This is a genomic window from Methylobacterium sp. E-005, assembly GCF_022829725.1.
In the GTDB taxonomy this organism is placed as follows: Bacteria; Pseudomonadota; Alphaproteobacteria; order Rhizobiales; family Beijerinckiaceae; genus Methylobacterium.
The window spans coordinates 140,992-154,491 of the sequence record NZ_JAKSYG010000153.1; the positions used below are offsets into that span (position 1 = coordinate 140,992).

The following is a 13,500-nucleotide window of genomic DNA, read 5'->3' on the forward strand; positions in this document are numbered from 1 at the left end:
GCCGTCAGGGGCGCGTAAATCGACCTAGGCGATGATCGCGTCGGTCAATCGAGCGGTACCTTGTCCGCCTGCTTGTTCAGGGCGCGGAAGATGAAGCCGGGCGCGATGCGCGACATCGCGTAGAGCGCCTTGGTCTGGCCGGGCCGCACTTCCTCCCTGCCTGTCCGGAGGCCATCCAGCAAAGCCGTCGCGACCTTGTCGGGGCTGATCTTCGGTCCGTCATATCTGGCGGTCAGGCTCGTCGCGACGGCCGGGGGCAACAGGTCCACGACCCGGAGGCGGGTATGGCGGGTCTGCCAACGTAGAGACCGCGTGAAGGCATGCAGTCCCCCTTTCGCGGCGCTGTAGCCCGGGGTATTTCCGAAAGGCGCGTAGACGAGCCCGGTGGTGACGTTGACGATGGCCGCCTCGGGACGCTCAAGGAGGTGGGGCAGCAAGGCGGTGGCGAGGTGGATCGGGGCGCGCAGGTCGAGCGCGAGCTCCCGCTCGATGCGAGCCCGGGCGTCGGGCGCCGTCAGGGCGAGGTACTGCATCGTCCCGGCGTTGTTGACGAGGATGTCGAGGGCTGGCGACCCGGCCAGGACATGCGCGACGAGACGGTCGCATTCTGCGGGGTCGGTGAGGTCCGCCGCGAAATAGGTCACCCGGGGCGTCAGGTTCTGCACCGTCCTCAGCCTGGCCTCGTCGCGACCGACGATGAGGACGCTCGCACCCGCCGCGGTCATCGCCCGCGTGATCTCAAGCCCGATTCCGACGCCGCCACCGGTGACCAGGGCGTGCTTGCCTTTGATGTCCATAATTTTTCCGGAGGTCTAACGCTGGGGAGCGGAGGGGTGCCATCGACGGCCGACCCATCGTCGGCGCGCCCGACGATGGGTCGGCCATGGCCGAAACAGGCCGTGGCGAAGTCGAGGTCGGCGAGCCGGCGCAGACTCGCGAGACCCCGTGCGCGGTCCTCGTAGCCGAGGGGGTGGCGCAGGCCGAGAAGGTTGGCGCAGGCGTCCGCGACGAACAGCACGCCGCGGGAACGCCAATGCAGCGCGACCTGACCTGCGCAATGGCCGGGGGCGTGGACGACGGTTAGGCCACCGGCGATGGGTAGGACGTCCCCGTCGTCGACGGGAGCGTCGATCCGCACCGGATCGACGTCGGGCTTCGACAGCGACAGAAGCACGAAGAGGACCCGCATCAGCGGGTCGGGGGCCGGCTCCAGGGGGCGGTTCTCGGTACGTCCCTCGGCGACCGGTACGTCGAGGCGGTGCATGTATGTCCGCGCACCCGTGGCCGTCACCAAGGCGGCGGCCGAGCCGACATGGTCGGGATGGGCGTGGGTGAGAACGATGTGCCGGAGGTCGGTCGGAGGGCGTCCGAGACCCTCGACGGCTGACAGGATGGCCCCGGACTGACCGGGGAAGCCGGTGTCGATCAGGGCGAGCTCGCGTCCGTCCTCGATCAGGTAGGCGTTGCCCCCCCCGAGGTCGAGCCGGTGCAGACCGGCCGCGACCTTGGAGACCTTGGCTTGCCTACGCATCGCCGCCGATTGTCCGGCAATAGGCGGCGAGACGCTCGGGACGGGTCGTGTCGCACCGGAAGGCGATGTGCCCGTCCGGACGAACCAGGACCAGCGTCGGCTTGCCATCCAGCCCGTAGGCGCGGTGGGCGACGCCGTCGAGGTCGCGCAGGAAAGGCTCCCCGTCGATCCCACCCGCGTCGTGGCCGGGTTCCGCGAGCACCCGCAGCGGCCTGACCCATGGCCAGGGCGACGCCAGCGCGGCGGCCCGTGCGAGACCGGCGTGCGCCTCCGTCTCGCGCCCGTCAAACATCAGCAGCCGCCAGCCCCAGCTCATCCCGTCCGGGTTGTAGATCCAATCGAAGAGTTGGGTATCGGCTCCGTCCGAGGACACGAGGCGGGCGTCGGGCGCCCGCGCGCCGGCCGGGACAGCCTTGCCGACCAGCGGCAGCGTGCCGGGGCCGTGGTCCTCGCTCAGGGGACTGTCGGGGTAGGCGACGCTGAGCTGTGTAAGGTCCATTCCTCCGAACACCCGCTCGGCCAAGTTCGGCACTAGGCTGGCGACCGCCCCGACCGCCACGTCCGCAAGATGGCTCCGATACATTAGCTGCTTGAAGCCACACACCTGCTCGTCGCCGAGTTCCGCATGCGCGCCCTGACGTTCCGGTCCGTAGCTGTCGAGGACCACGGGCCCGGCCGCGCCGGCGAGCGTCATCGCCAGCCGCCAGCCGAGGCCGACGGCGTCGACCATGCCCGCGTTCATGCCCTGCCCGCCGATGGGCAGCGTGGTGTGACCGGCATCGCCGGCGAGATAGACCCGGCCGGCCCCGTAGCCGGGGGCGACGCCGTGCTCGAACTTGCCGTGGCTGGCCCAGATCATGCCGGACATCTCGAAGGTCGGGTCCCCCAGGACCTCGCGGGCGCGGGCAACCATCTCGTCCAGGGTCGGATCGCGGTCGGGAACGAGCTTGTCGTCCTCGATGAAGAACAGCCGGTGGACACCTTCCCAGACCGGCATCACGCCGGCGAGGCCGCCGGGGTAGAGGAAGAACCAGGCTTGGTCGAAGGTCGTCGAGCGCTGCCAGCGGAGCTGTGCATCGACCTGCCGCGTCGCCCAGTCCGGCATCGGCTCGGTCTCGAAGTCGAGCCCGACCGCCTTGCGCACCGTTCCCTTCACGCCGTCGGCCCCGACGAGGTAGCGGCAGCGGAAGCGCTCGGAGCGACGGTCGTCGCCCGTCCGTTCGACCGTGACTGAGACGCCGTCGTCATCGGCGGCGATGTCCTGGATTTCGCACCCGCGCTCGACCGGGATGCCGCGGGCTTCGAGTACCGCCGCGAGCTCGGCCTCGATCACGCCCTGGCTGTTGAACAGGCACGCCTCGTATGGGCTGCCCGAACCGCGGAGGTCGAGGCGCGCCAGGGGCTTGCCGTCGAGCAGGATCTGCTGGTCGAGCGCCGAGTATGACTTCGCCGCGATCACGTCGAGGACGCCTATCGACTGAAGCAGTTCCTGGACGCGCGCGATGAGGTCGTGGCCCTTCGAGTCCTGCGACGGACCCGGCTTCCGCTCGAAGATGCGAAATCGAACGCCGTGGTGGGCCAGCGCGCAGGCCAGCGTCAGGCCGACCGGACCGGCCCCGACGATGGCGACGTCGGCATCGTATCGGGATTGCGACATCGCCTCGGCCATCATGCTTCCTCCGTAGTCTCGTCGTCGATCCGCGCGTCGTGGATTTGCGCGAGGAGCTCCTGCAGCAGATCCGCCGCGGCGGTGATGCGCCCGGCATCGTGGTCGCGCACCAAGCCCTCGCCCCATGCCACCTGGCGCTCCATCGCCGAGGCGAAGGCGTACTCCCCCGTGGCGGTGGGCACGACGAGGTGGGCCCGTTGATGGTGCGGGTTGGGGGCAAGCCGCACGAAGCCCGCAGCCTCCAACTCCCTGACCGTGGTGCGCACGGTCTGCCGGGTCAGGCCCATGTTACGCGCGATGGAGGCGACCGTGAGCGGCACCGGCGCGGCGACGGCCGCGCCCAGCACCTGCCAACGGGCGCTCGTCAGCCCAAGGTCGGACACGAGACGGTCACCCTTGGCGATGAGCGCGCCGTTCAAGCGGAAGATGCTGATGACGAGCCTCTGGAACGGGTCGTCGGGTAGGGGCTGGAGACCAATCATGGCAGATATCTAACGATTTGACAGAAGACTGTCAAATATGTCCGTCGATTGAGTGGCGGTCGCCCATCATTCGGCCGCCGCTCCGGCGTCGATGCTTTGATGCGATACCTTTCGGACTGGCGGCGCCGTACGGAAGGGTGGCAGCACGGACCAATTCGCCCACGGGCCGCAGACAGGCTTGGCGGCGACGTCCGCTTCACGCCATCGCTGCCCGTAAGCGGACTGGCAGAAATCCACCCAACCCAGCCGTAGGCCGCGGCCTCTCGTCAGCCTGGAAGCGGACCTTGTCAGAGCTCAAGGGGTCGCGCGCAGCCGCGGACGATCACGGTGCGCTTCGTTCCGTAGCGTGCCCTTATGCGAATGGGCAATCGCAGTCGGAGAAGTCCGCTTACGGGATGTCGTCATAGCCATCTGTATGACCGAGATGGGCGCCAAGCCGAAAGTCGGGTTCTGCGCATGGTGGCGATCCGGCATGACGTGATTTGGCCGAAAGCGGTCCGTCCGGTTCGGATGGCGCCACTTAGGAAAGCGGACGAGCCTCCACGAATCCGACTTTGTCGGCTGATCTAATTGACAATCGGCCGGGCCAAGATCCCGGGACTCAGAGCGAAAGATCGAGCAACCGTCCTTCAAATAAGCGGTCCCGCGACGTGCGTATATGCGCGGCCATCGAGTGACGCGCTCCATCACCCTCCCCATCTCGGATCGCGCGGAAGATACCCTCGTGCTCTTCGAGCACGCCTTTCAGACCTGAATTCGGTCCGAGCAGGGACAGGCCATGGATCTTCATGCCTACCGCGATGTGGGAACGCAGCGCTTGAAGTGAGGCCGCATAATAGTGGTTGTTCGAAGCTTCCGCGATCGCATGGTGGAACATGAAGTCGGCATCTTCCCGATGCTGCTCCTGGCGCGTTGCCGCCGTGAGAAGCTCAAGCGCCGCCTCGATGCGGTGGAGGGCGGCCTCGTCCCGCCGCAGGGCCGCGTGGAGGGCAGCATCCGGCTCGATCGTGAGGCGAAACTCATAGCACCGTTGAATGTCAGCGATGCTCTCCACCGGCGCGAAGCCGAGCGTCTGCTTCGCCTCGCTCGCCCGGACGAAGCTTCCCGCGCCGCGCCTCGACACAATGGTCCCCTCGCGCCTCAGCCGGTCGAGAGCTGAACGCACAACGGGTCGCGAGACCCTGAACTGGCCGGCGAGATCGTGCTCGCTCGGCAAGCGGTCGTTCGGCGCATAGGTGCCGTCCGCCACGCCGGTGAGGATCGCCCGGTAGACGGTATCCACCAGACTTGTCGGGCGAGGCGTTGGCGCCTCGGGTGATGGGGCCAAGGATGCTGTCACTGACGTTCCGTTCCCACACTGCCGCTCTGATGAGTGTCGATTCGAGAAAGCACCAACCTGACACATCTTGGCCCTGCCGTCACCCGAGTTGTTAAAAAGATGTCAGGTGCTTTGCGGCTCGCGTCGAACCGTCAATCCGCCGCCCCGATGCGTGCCAAACTGTTAGGTGAATGCTCCCGAGCGGAACCTGTCTTAAATTGGGCGGCCAAGACCACTTGACCGGTCGCGCGGCGGCGAGTATCAGCATTACAACTTTATAACAAGTAGACGCAGGGCTAGGCCCTGCTCCTAGGGAGATCGCCGTGAGTGATGCTCAAGGCTTTATTGATCGCTTGGTCGCCATCGTCGGCCCCCGGAATGTAATGGGTCCGCAGGACGACCTCGCCCCTTACGTGACCGATTGGCGCGAGCGCTATCACGGCCAGGCCGACGCGGTGGTGAAGCCCGCCAACGTCTCCGAGGTGTCGCAGGTCGTCGCACTGGCGCACCGCGAGGGCGTCGCCATCGTCCCGCAGGGCGGCAATACCGGCCTGTGCGGCGGCGCCACCCCGACGGCGCCCGGCCACAACCTCGTGATCCGGCTGGACCGGATGCGGGCGATCCGGGCGGTCAGCCCGCTGGCCAACACCATCACCGTCGAGGCCGGCTGCGTGCTGGCAGACATCCAGGCCGCGGCCGAGGCGACGGACCGGTACTTCCCCCTGAGCCTCGGAGCCGAGGGGTCCTGCCAGATAGGCGGCAATATCGGCACCAACGCGGGCGGCACCGCCGTGCTGCGCTACGGCCCGACGCGGGAACTCGTGCTCGGAATCGAGGCGGTGCTTCCCGACGGCCGGATCTTCGACGGCCTGCGCGCCCTGCGGAAGGACAACACCGGCTACGACCTCAAGCAGCTCTTCATCGGCGCCGAAGGCACCCTCGGCATCATCACGGGCGCGGTGCTGAAGCTCTTCGCCCGGCCCCGGGTGTCGCTGACGGCGCTGGCGATGCTGCCTGGCGTCGAGCAGGCGCTGGAAGTGATGGGTCTGCTCCGCTCCCATGTCGGCGACCGGCTGGGTTCGCTGGAGATCATGAACCGCAGCCAGATCGAGGCGATCCGCGATCATGTGCCGGACACGGCGATCCCGTTCTGCCTCGACACGCCGTGGTATCTCATCATCGAGCTTACCGACACGCTGGCCGGGACGGACCTCGCGACCCCCCTCGAAGCCGCCCTGGGCGAGGCTCTAGAGCGGGAGCTGATCTCGGACGCGCTGATCGCGTCGAGCGAGGCACAGGCCAAGGGCATCTGGAAGGTCCGCCACAGCGTCTCGGAGGGCAACAAGCGGTCCGGCTTGGTTGTCTCCCACGACAGCGCCGTTCCCCTCGATCGTCAGGCCGCCTTCGCGGTGAACGTCGAGAGGCGGATCCAGGAGGCGGTGCCGCACGCCATCGTGGCGATGCACGGCCATATCGGCGACGGCAACATCCATGTCTGTGCCCTCATCGACCGGGCGCGGCTCACGGAGAGCGGCGAGACCGAGCGGGTCGTCGCGCTCATCAACGGCATCGTCGACGACGAGACCCGTCTGCAGCGCGGCGCCATCAGTGCCGAGCACGGCATCGGCCTGTCCAACCGAGGCCGGCTCGCCCGCGTCACCGATCCCCTGGAACTCGACCTGATGCGGGCGATCAAGGGCGTGCTCGATCCGGCCGGCCTAATGAACCCCGGCAAGGTCTTGATGGACTGAACAACTATAAGAGGGAGGAACACGCCATGACGGGACAGGCCACGATAAAACTACCGAAACAGCGCTGGACCATCGTTTTGATGTGTTTCCTAGCGGTGGCGATCAACTACATCGACCGCGCCAATCTCGGCGTCGCCGTGCCGATGATCCAGAAGGAATACGGTATCGATCCAGCTCTGATGGGCCTGATCCTGTCGGCGTTCTTCTGGTCCTACGTGCTGATGCAGCTGCCGGGCGGCTGGCTTATCGACAAGTTCGGCTCGCGGCTGACTTACACGGTGGCCACGCTGATCATGTCGGTCGCGACCCTGGCGACGGCGTTCGCTGGTGGCGTGGCCTCGCTCATCGCCTGCCGCATGGTGCTCGGGATCGGCGAGGCGTTCTGCTATCCCGTGAATGCCAAGGTCACCTCCCTGTGGTTCCGCCGCTCCGAGCGCGGGCTCGCCACCGGCGTATGGGCCTCGGGCTCACGCGTCGGCTCGGCGATGACCCTGCCGCTCGTCGCCTTCATCATCGCCAATTTCGGCTGGCGCGAGGCTTTCCTCGTCACCGGCGCCATCGGCCTCGTGTGGATGGTGCTGTGGTACGTGCTCTATCGCGATCCGAAGAACCATTCCGCCGTCACGGCCGAGCAGCTTGCCGTGCTGGAAGCCGACTACGCGGTGAAGGCGGGCGCCAAGAGGATCCGCTACGCCGAACTGTTCCGCTACCGGACGATCTGGGGGATGATGATTGGGTTCTTCTGCCTGAACTTCGTCATCTACTTCTACACCACGTGGTTCCCGTCCTACCTCACGCAGTCCCGCGGCTTCTCCTTGGCGAAGCTCGGCACGCTCGGTCTTGTGCCCGGCCTGGTCGCGATCCCGGCCGGCTGGCTCGGCGGCTACCTGTCCGACCGCCTGTTCAAGGGGGGCTGGAGCCTCACCGCCGCCCGCAAGACCTGCCTCGTCGGCGGCCTGCTCGCCTCCTCGGTCGTGGCCCTCGCGCCGTTGGTGCCCGGTGACGCGGCGGCCCTGACCCTGCTGGCGATCTCGTATTCCGGCCTCGCCTTCGCCGGCGCCAACATCTGGACGCTGCCGGGCGACGTCGCTCCGACCCCGGCCCATGTCGCCTCGATCTCCGGCATCCAGAACTTCGCTTCGAACCTCGCGGGCATCGCCATCACCACCTTCACGGGCGTGATGGTCTCGATCACCCAGGGCTCGTTCGTGGTACCGCTCGCGGTGGCGGGAACACTCAGCATCATCGGCGCCTGCTCGTACCTGTTCATCGTCGGCGAGATCGCGCCGCTGAAGAGCCCGGACGACGAGGCCGAGGGCAGCGCCCTCGCGGCCGGTGCCACCCCGTCCAAGGCCTGAGGCAGGCTCCGATGCCCACCCTGCGCCTGATCGCCGACGACCTGACCGGGACCCTCGACACGGCGGCCGGACTCACCGGCCTCTGTGGCACCATCCCGGTCGTCTGGCCGGAGATCATGTCGGATAGCGCATCGGCTTCGTTCGCCATCGATTCCGGGACGCGGGAGCGCACAGCGGAGGAGGCGGTGCGGATCACGCACGGCCTCCTGCCCCGCCTCGACGGGGCAGACATCGCCTTGAAGAAGCTCGACAGCCTCATGCGCGGTCCCTGGGCGGCGGAGCTGGCGGCCACGGTGCAGGCGGGCGGCTGGCGGCGCTGCGTCGTGGCGCCCGCCTTCCCCTACCAAGGCCGGGCGACGGTGGAAGGCCGCCAACTGATGTGGCGCGGCGAGGACTGGACCCCCGTCTCGGGCGATATCGCCCAGACTTTGCGCGAGGCCGGTCTCCCCGCCCGCCGGGCCTCCATCGCGGACGGGCCGGTCGAGGGGGTCGCCGTCTACGATGCGCGCACCGATGAGGATCTTGCCGCCATCGCGGCCCTGCCGGCGGATGGCCCCGTCCTGTGGTGCGGCAGCGGCGGCCTCGCCGCCGCCCTCGCCAGAGGGGTGACGCCGCCGTCCAATACCCGCCTGGAAGGACCGGTCCTCGGATTGTTCGGGTCCGACCGCGAGGAAACCGAGGCCCAGCTCGCGGCTTGCGGGGCCCTGCGGCTCGTTCTCACCCGCGGCGCGCCGCATCGCGACCTCATCATGGATCGCCTAGCCCGCGACGGTGCGGTGATGGCGAGCCTCGACCTTCCCCCCGGCACGGCCCGCGAGGTCGCCGCCGGGCAGATCGCCGGGGCCTTCGCGAGATTGATCGACGATCTTCCCCGGCCGGGGAGCCTTCTCGTCGCCGGGGGCGAGACGCTCAAGGCGCTCTGCCTCGCCCTGTCCGTCGACTACCTCGACGTGCCCGGGCAGATCGCCCCCGGCCTCCCACGCTCGACGCTGCGCGGCGGACGCTGGGACGGCCTGCCGGTCGTGTCGAAATCGGGGGCCTTCGGCGCGCCCGGCCTCTGGCGCGACCTCCTCCACCAAAACGGCTTTCCGCACACCAGGAGCGGCACATGACCCAGCATCTCGCCATCACCATGGGTGATCCCGCCGGTATCGGCCCCGAGATCATCGTCAAGGCCGCCGCGCGGCTGAAGGACCGGATCGGTGCCGGCGATCTGAAGCTGATGGTGATCGGCAGCGTCCCGGCCCTGCGGCGGGCGGAAGAGGCCTTAGACCTTCTGCCGGAGCGGATCGCCGAAGTCTCCGAGGCAGCTACCTGGCCTGCCCTCTGTTGCCTCCAGGCAGATGCGGAGGGCGCGCCCATTGAGCCGGGCCGGCTCTCGGCCGATGGTGGCCGCTTCGCCTACAAGGCGATCGAGGCCGGCGTCCGTCTGGCAATGGCGGACAAGATCGGCGGCATCGTCACGGCTCCCCTCAACAAGGAGGCGCTCAATAAGGCCGGCTACCACTATGCCGGTCATACCGAGATGCTGGCCGAACTCACCGGCGTGCGCGGCTCGGTGATGATGCTTGCCCACGGCAACATGCGCGTCTCGCACGTCACCACCCACGTCGCCCTGCAGGACGTTCCGAAGCGCCTGACGCCGGAGCGCCTGCGCCTCGTCATCGACCTCACCGACAAGACCCTGAAGGGCCTGGGGCTCGCCCGGCCGAAGATCGCGGTGGCCGCGCTCAATCCCCATGCCGGCGAGGGCGGCCTGTTCGGAAGCGAGGATGTCGACGTCAGCACGCCGGTCATCGAGAAGGCCAACGCGGACGGGCTCGACATCCACGGCCCCGTGCCGGGCGACACGGTGTTCGTGAAGCTGCGCGCCGGCCAGTACGACGCGGTGGTCGCGATGTACCACGATCAGGGGCACATCCCGGTGAAGCTGCTCGGCTTCGAGATCGATCCCGCCACGGGGAAGTGGATGGACCTCTCTGGCGTGAACATCACCCTCGGCCTGCCGATCATCCGCACTTCGGTCGATCACGGCACCGCCTTCGACATCGCGGGCAAGGGCATCGCCAACGAGCGCAGCCTGATCGAGGCGATCGAGTTCGCCGAGAAGCTCGCCGCCAACCGCCGCGCCGCGTGAGGATCACCATGAATATCGCCTCGCCGATTGACCTCGTCCGGCCGCAGGAGATCGCCTTCGGCGCGGGCACACTCTCCCGCGCGGCGCGCTTCCTCGCCGAGTGCGGCTACCGCCGCCCGCTCGTGGTGGCTGATGCCTTCAATGCCGGCCGGGTCGATCTTCTCGGCCTGTCCGGCGAGATCGCCGTGTTCGGCACGGTGAAACCGGAGCCGGACCTCCCGAACCTCGATTCGGTGCTGGCGCTCGCGGACGAGGTCCGGCCCGATTGCGTGATCGGCTTCGGCGGCGGCAGCGCCATGGATCTCGCCAAGCTCGCTGCCGTCCTGCCGGGCAGCGGCCAGACCCTGCGCGATGTCGTCGGCCCCGAGAAGGTGCTCGGTCGCCGGATCGGCCTCGTCCAGGTCCCGACCACCGCAGGCACCGGCAGCGAGGCGGGCACGCGCTCCCTCGTCACCGACCCGGAGGCGCAAGCCAAGCTCGCGGTGCAGAGCCGCCATATGTTGGCGGACCTCGCTGTCATCGACCCCGACCTGACGATGACCGTGCCGGCCGCCGTGACCGCCGCCACGGGCGTCGACGCCATGGCCCATTGCGTCGAGGCTTTCACCAGCCGGAAGGCGCACCCAACCATCGATCTCTACGCGCTGGAAGGCACCCGCCTCGTCGGCCGCTACCTGCCACGCGCGGTCGCCGATGGCTCCGACCGTGAGGCCCGAGCCGGGCTGGCTTTGGCCTCGCTTTACGGCGGGTTCTGCCTTGGACCGGTGAACACCACTGCTGGCCATGCCGTGGCTTATCCGCTCGGCACCCGGCACCATGTCACCCACGGGCTCGCCTGCGCGGCGATCTTCCCGCACACCCTGGCCTTCAATGCCCCTGCCGTGCCGGAGAAGACCGCCCTCGTGCTCCAGGCTTTGGGCGCCCCGGCCAGCGCCGACGAAGCCACCGTCCGTGAGCACGCCACCCGGTTCTGTGCCGACCTCGGCGTGGAGCTTCGCCTGTCGCGCATCGGCGTGCCGGAGGACGATCTCGACGCGATGGCGGGCGAGGCCCACGCCATCCGAAGGCTCCTCGACAACAATCCGCGCGACATGAGCCGCGCCGACATCCTCACGCTCTACCGAGCCGCCTACTGAAGGTTCCTGTGATGACCGTCCTTCATCCCCGCGGCGTTTTCTGCGCCGCTGCTACGCCGCTCACAGCCGATTACGCGCCCGACCACACGCTGTTCGTGGCTCATGCCAGGCGGCTCATCGCACAGGGCTGCGACGGCGTCGCCCTGCTCGGCACGACCGGGGAAGCGAACTCGTTCTCGCTGGCTCAGCGCAAGGCGCTCCTCGACGTCACGGTCGAGGCTGGCGTCGCCCCGCAGAAGCTGATGCCTGGCACCGGCGTTGCGGCGATCGCGGAGACGATCGACCTGACGAAGCACGCTCTCTCGCTCGGCGTGAATACGGTCGTGATGCTTCCGCCTTTTTACTACAAGGGTGTCACCGATGACGGCTTGTTCGCCGCCTATTCCGAGGTCATCGAGCGGATCGGCGATGCACGGCTTCGTGTCGTGCTCTACCACATCCCCCAAGTCTCGGCCGTGCCGATCTCCCACGACCTGATCGAGCGGCTGCGGGCGCGCTATCCGGAGACCGTGACCGGCATCAAAGATTCCTCCGGCGACATCGCCAACCACGTGGCGATGATCGAGCGGTTCCCCGGCTTCGCAGTGCTCACCGGCGCCGACCCGTTGTTGCTGCCGCTTCTGTCGAAGGGCGCTGCGGGCTGCATCACCGCCACCTCCAATATTTGTGCGGCGGATCTCGCTTTCGTCTACCGGCACCATGCCGACCCGTCGAAGGCGGATGAGGTCGCCGCGGCGCAGGCTCGCGTGGTGAACGAGCGCGAGCGCACCGTCGGCCCCCGCCAGATGGCTGCGATCAAGACGCTTATCGCGCAGGCGACGGGCGAGGACGGCTGGCTTCGCCTGTGTCCGCCGCTCATGGCCCTCACTCCAGACCAGCGGCACGCCTTGCTCGGCGGCTGATCGAGCGATCCTGGATCGAGGATGATGAGGAGGCGAAACGGTGACCAAGACCACACGTCGGGATCTGTTCTCGCTTGCGACCGGAGCAGCCTCGTTCCTGGCCGCGGGGCCCTCGTCCGCGCGCTGGGACGACACCGTGCGCTACCCGGATCCTGCATTCGAAATCCTGGATCCGAGCTTCGCCAAGTACAGGCTGGATGCCGGCGCCGTGGAGCGTCTCTGGACGGGGGCCCGTTGGAGCGAGGGACCCGTTTGGATGGCGGATCAGCGTTGCCTGATTTGGTCAGATATTCCGAACGACCGAACTCTCCGCTGGCAGGAATCCACCGGCCAGGTTGACGAGTTCCAGAAGCCGGCCGGCTATCCGAATGGCCATACCCGCGACCGTCAGGGCCGGCTTCTTACGTGCGAGCATGGCGGCCGGAGAGTCACTCGGCTCGAACCGGACGGCAGCCTCACCGTCATCGCCGACCGTTTCGACGACAAGCGTCTGAACTCGCCCAACGACATCGTGTGTAAGTCGGACGGCTCCATCTGGTTCACGGATCCGCCGTTCGGCATCCTCGGCAATTATGAAAGTGACGCCGCCCCTCAGGAGTTGCCGACCAACGTCTACCGCGTCGACGGCCGGGACGGGCGCATCGCGATCGTCACGGGGGACGTCGGGCGTCCAAACGGTCTGGCCTTCTCGCCCGACGAGTCCTTGCTCTACGTCATTGAGGCCGCCGCAAATCCGAGGGTGATCCGCGTCTTCGACGTGGTGGATGACGGCACGAGGCTCGCCAACAACCGGATCTTCATCCAGGCGCAGCCCGGAGAGCGGCCGGACGGGTTCCGGGTGGACGTCGATGGCAATCTCTGGTGTGGGTGGGGGATGAGCGAAGCCTTCGATGGCGTTCGCATTTTCAATAAGACCGGCAAGGCCATCGGTCATATTCATCTCCCGGAACGATGCCCCAACGTGGCCTTCGGCGGGCGCAAGCGAAACCGGCTTTTCATGGCCGCAAGTAAATCGCTTTATGCTGCCTACGTGAATACCCGAGGCGCGGCGGGCGGTTAATATGATGCATTCTATCTAGCACTACTTTGGCAGATTGAAGGAACGCGGGAGGTTTTCGCGGATTCGCATGCCACGGCCATGGGCTTGGGTGCGCGCGATGTCCGGTGCTGGCGGATGGCATGAGGATCTGGATCGGTGGCTGCAGCCATTTCTTGC

General features: G+C 67.7%; 12 protein-coding genes. 7 read left to right on the forward strand and 5 right to left on the reverse strand.

Translation table 11 applies throughout. The features are described 5' to 3' along the window. Nucleotides 1-44: 44 nt before the first annotated feature. From MKK88_RS16880 to MKK88_RS16900, 5 genes are all read right to left on the reverse strand, one after another. A complete protein-coding gene (locus tag MKK88_RS16880; RefSeq protein WP_244001631.1) occupies nt 45-797 on the reverse strand; it encodes an SDR family oxidoreductase in 753 nt (250 codons plus the stop codon). Further along, a complete protein-coding gene (locus tag MKK88_RS16885) occupies nt 722-1,531 on the reverse strand; it encodes an MBL fold metallo-hydrolase (RefSeq protein ID WP_244001633.1) in 810 nt (269 codons plus the stop codon). Before MKK88_RS16885 ends, MKK88_RS16880 begins: the two co-directional genes overlap by 76 nt. Then, nucleotides 1,524-3,203: an FAD-dependent monooxygenase gene (locus tag MKK88_RS16890; protein ID WP_244001635.1), complete on the reverse strand. Its 1,680-nt coding sequence runs from the start codon at nt 3,201-3,203 to the stop codon at nt 1,524-1,526. The genes MKK88_RS16885 and MKK88_RS16890 overlap by 8 nt, the downstream gene beginning before the upstream one ends. After that, complete coding sequence (locus MKK88_RS16895) at nt 3,200-3,682, reverse strand: MarR family winged helix-turn-helix transcriptional regulator (protein ID WP_244001637.1); 483 nt, start codon at nt 3,680-3,682, stop codon at nt 3,200-3,202. Before MKK88_RS16895 ends, MKK88_RS16890 begins: the two co-directional genes overlap by 4 nt. A gap of 601 nt (nt 3,683-4,283) precedes the next feature. After that, a complete protein-coding gene (locus MKK88_RS16900) occupies nt 4,284-5,087 on the reverse strand; it encodes a FadR/GntR family transcriptional regulator (protein ID WP_279602345.1) in 804 nt (267 codons plus the stop codon). A 236-nt stretch (nt 5,088-5,323) separates the two neighbouring features. Between MKK88_RS16900 and MKK88_RS16905 the strand changes: the two genes are divergently transcribed. The 7 genes from MKK88_RS16905 (at nt 5,324) to MKK88_RS16935 (ending at nt 13,344) form a co-directional block, all read left to right on the forward strand. Next, nucleotides 5,324-6,751 (forward strand): FAD-binding oxidoreductase, encoded by a 1,428-nt coding sequence (locus MKK88_RS16905; RefSeq protein WP_244001641.1) that lies wholly within the window; start codon nt 5,324-5,326, stop codon nt 6,749-6,751. 80 nt (nt 6,752-6,831) lie between these two features. Next, nucleotides 6,832-8,109 carry an MFS transporter gene (locus MKK88_RS16910; RefSeq protein ID WP_244001644.1) on the forward strand — a complete coding sequence of 426 codons (1,278 nt, stop codon included), beginning with the start codon at nt 6,832-6,834 and terminating at the stop codon, nt 8,107-8,109. Between the two features lie 11 nt (nt 8,110-8,120). Then, entirely contained in the window at nt 8,121-9,221 is a 1,101-nt protein-coding gene (locus tag MKK88_RS16915) for a four-carbon acid sugar kinase family protein (protein ID WP_244001646.1), read from the forward strand. Further along, entirely contained in the window at nt 9,218-10,246 is a 1,029-nt protein-coding gene (pdxA, locus tag MKK88_RS16920; RefSeq protein ID WP_244001648.1) for a 4-hydroxythreonine-4-phosphate dehydrogenase PdxA, read from the forward strand. Before MKK88_RS16915 ends, pdxA begins: the two co-directional genes overlap by 4 nt. A gap of 8 nt (nt 10,247-10,254) precedes the next feature. Further along, entirely contained in the window at nt 10,255-11,382 is a 1,128-nt protein-coding gene (locus MKK88_RS16925) for an iron-containing alcohol dehydrogenase (protein ID WP_244001651.1), read from the forward strand. A gap of 11 nt (nt 11,383-11,393) precedes the next feature. Next, nucleotides 11,394-12,284 (forward strand): dihydrodipicolinate synthase family protein, encoded by an 891-nt coding sequence (locus MKK88_RS16930; protein ID WP_244001653.1) that lies wholly within the window; start codon nt 11,394-11,396, stop codon nt 12,282-12,284. Nucleotides 12,285-12,381: 97 nt separating this feature from the next. Further along, nucleotides 12,382-13,344 (forward strand): SMP-30/gluconolactonase/LRE family protein, encoded by a 963-nt coding sequence (locus tag MKK88_RS16935; protein WP_244001673.1) that lies wholly within the window; start codon nt 12,382-12,384, stop codon nt 13,342-13,344. The last annotated feature ends 156 nt before the right edge of the window (nt 13,345-13,500 follow it).

Bases quoted from the DNA above. Each gene is read 5' to 3' on its own strand.
- MKK88_RS16880 (WP_244001631.1), bottom strand. From the start codon at position 797: ATGGACATCAAAGGCAAGCACGCCCTGGTCACCGGTGGCGGCGTCGGA.
- pdxA (WP_244001648.1), top strand. From the start codon at position 9,218: ATGACCCAGCATCTCGCCATCACCATGGGTGATCCCGCCGGTATCGGC.
- MKK88_RS16915 (WP_244001646.1), top strand. From the start codon at position 8,121: ATGCCCACCCTGCGCCTGATCGCCGACGACCTGACCGGGACCCTCGAC.
- MKK88_RS16890 (WP_244001635.1), bottom strand. From the start codon at position 3,203: ATGATGGCCGAGGCGATGTCGCAATCCCGATACGATGCCGACGTCGCC.
- MKK88_RS16910 (WP_244001644.1), top strand. From the start codon at position 6,832: ATGTGTTTCCTAGCGGTGGCGATCAACTACATCGACCGCGCCAATCTC.
- MKK88_RS16900 (WP_279602345.1), bottom strand. From the start codon at position 5,087: ATGTGTCAGGTTGGTGCTTTCTCGAATCGACACTCATCAGAGCGGCAG.
- MKK88_RS16930 (WP_244001653.1), top strand. From the start codon at position 11,394: ATGACCGTCCTTCATCCCCGCGGCGTTTTCTGCGCCGCTGCTACGCCG.
- MKK88_RS16895 (WP_244001637.1), bottom strand. From the start codon at position 3,682: ATGATTGGTCTCCAGCCCCTACCCGACGACCCGTTCCAGAGGCTCGTC.
- MKK88_RS16925 (WP_244001651.1), top strand. From the start codon at position 10,255: ATGAATATCGCCTCGCCGATTGACCTCGTCCGGCCGCAGGAGATCGCC.
- MKK88_RS16885 (WP_244001633.1), bottom strand. From the start codon at position 1,531: ATGCGTAGGCAAGCCAAGGTCTCCAAGGTCGCGGCCGGTCTGCACCGG.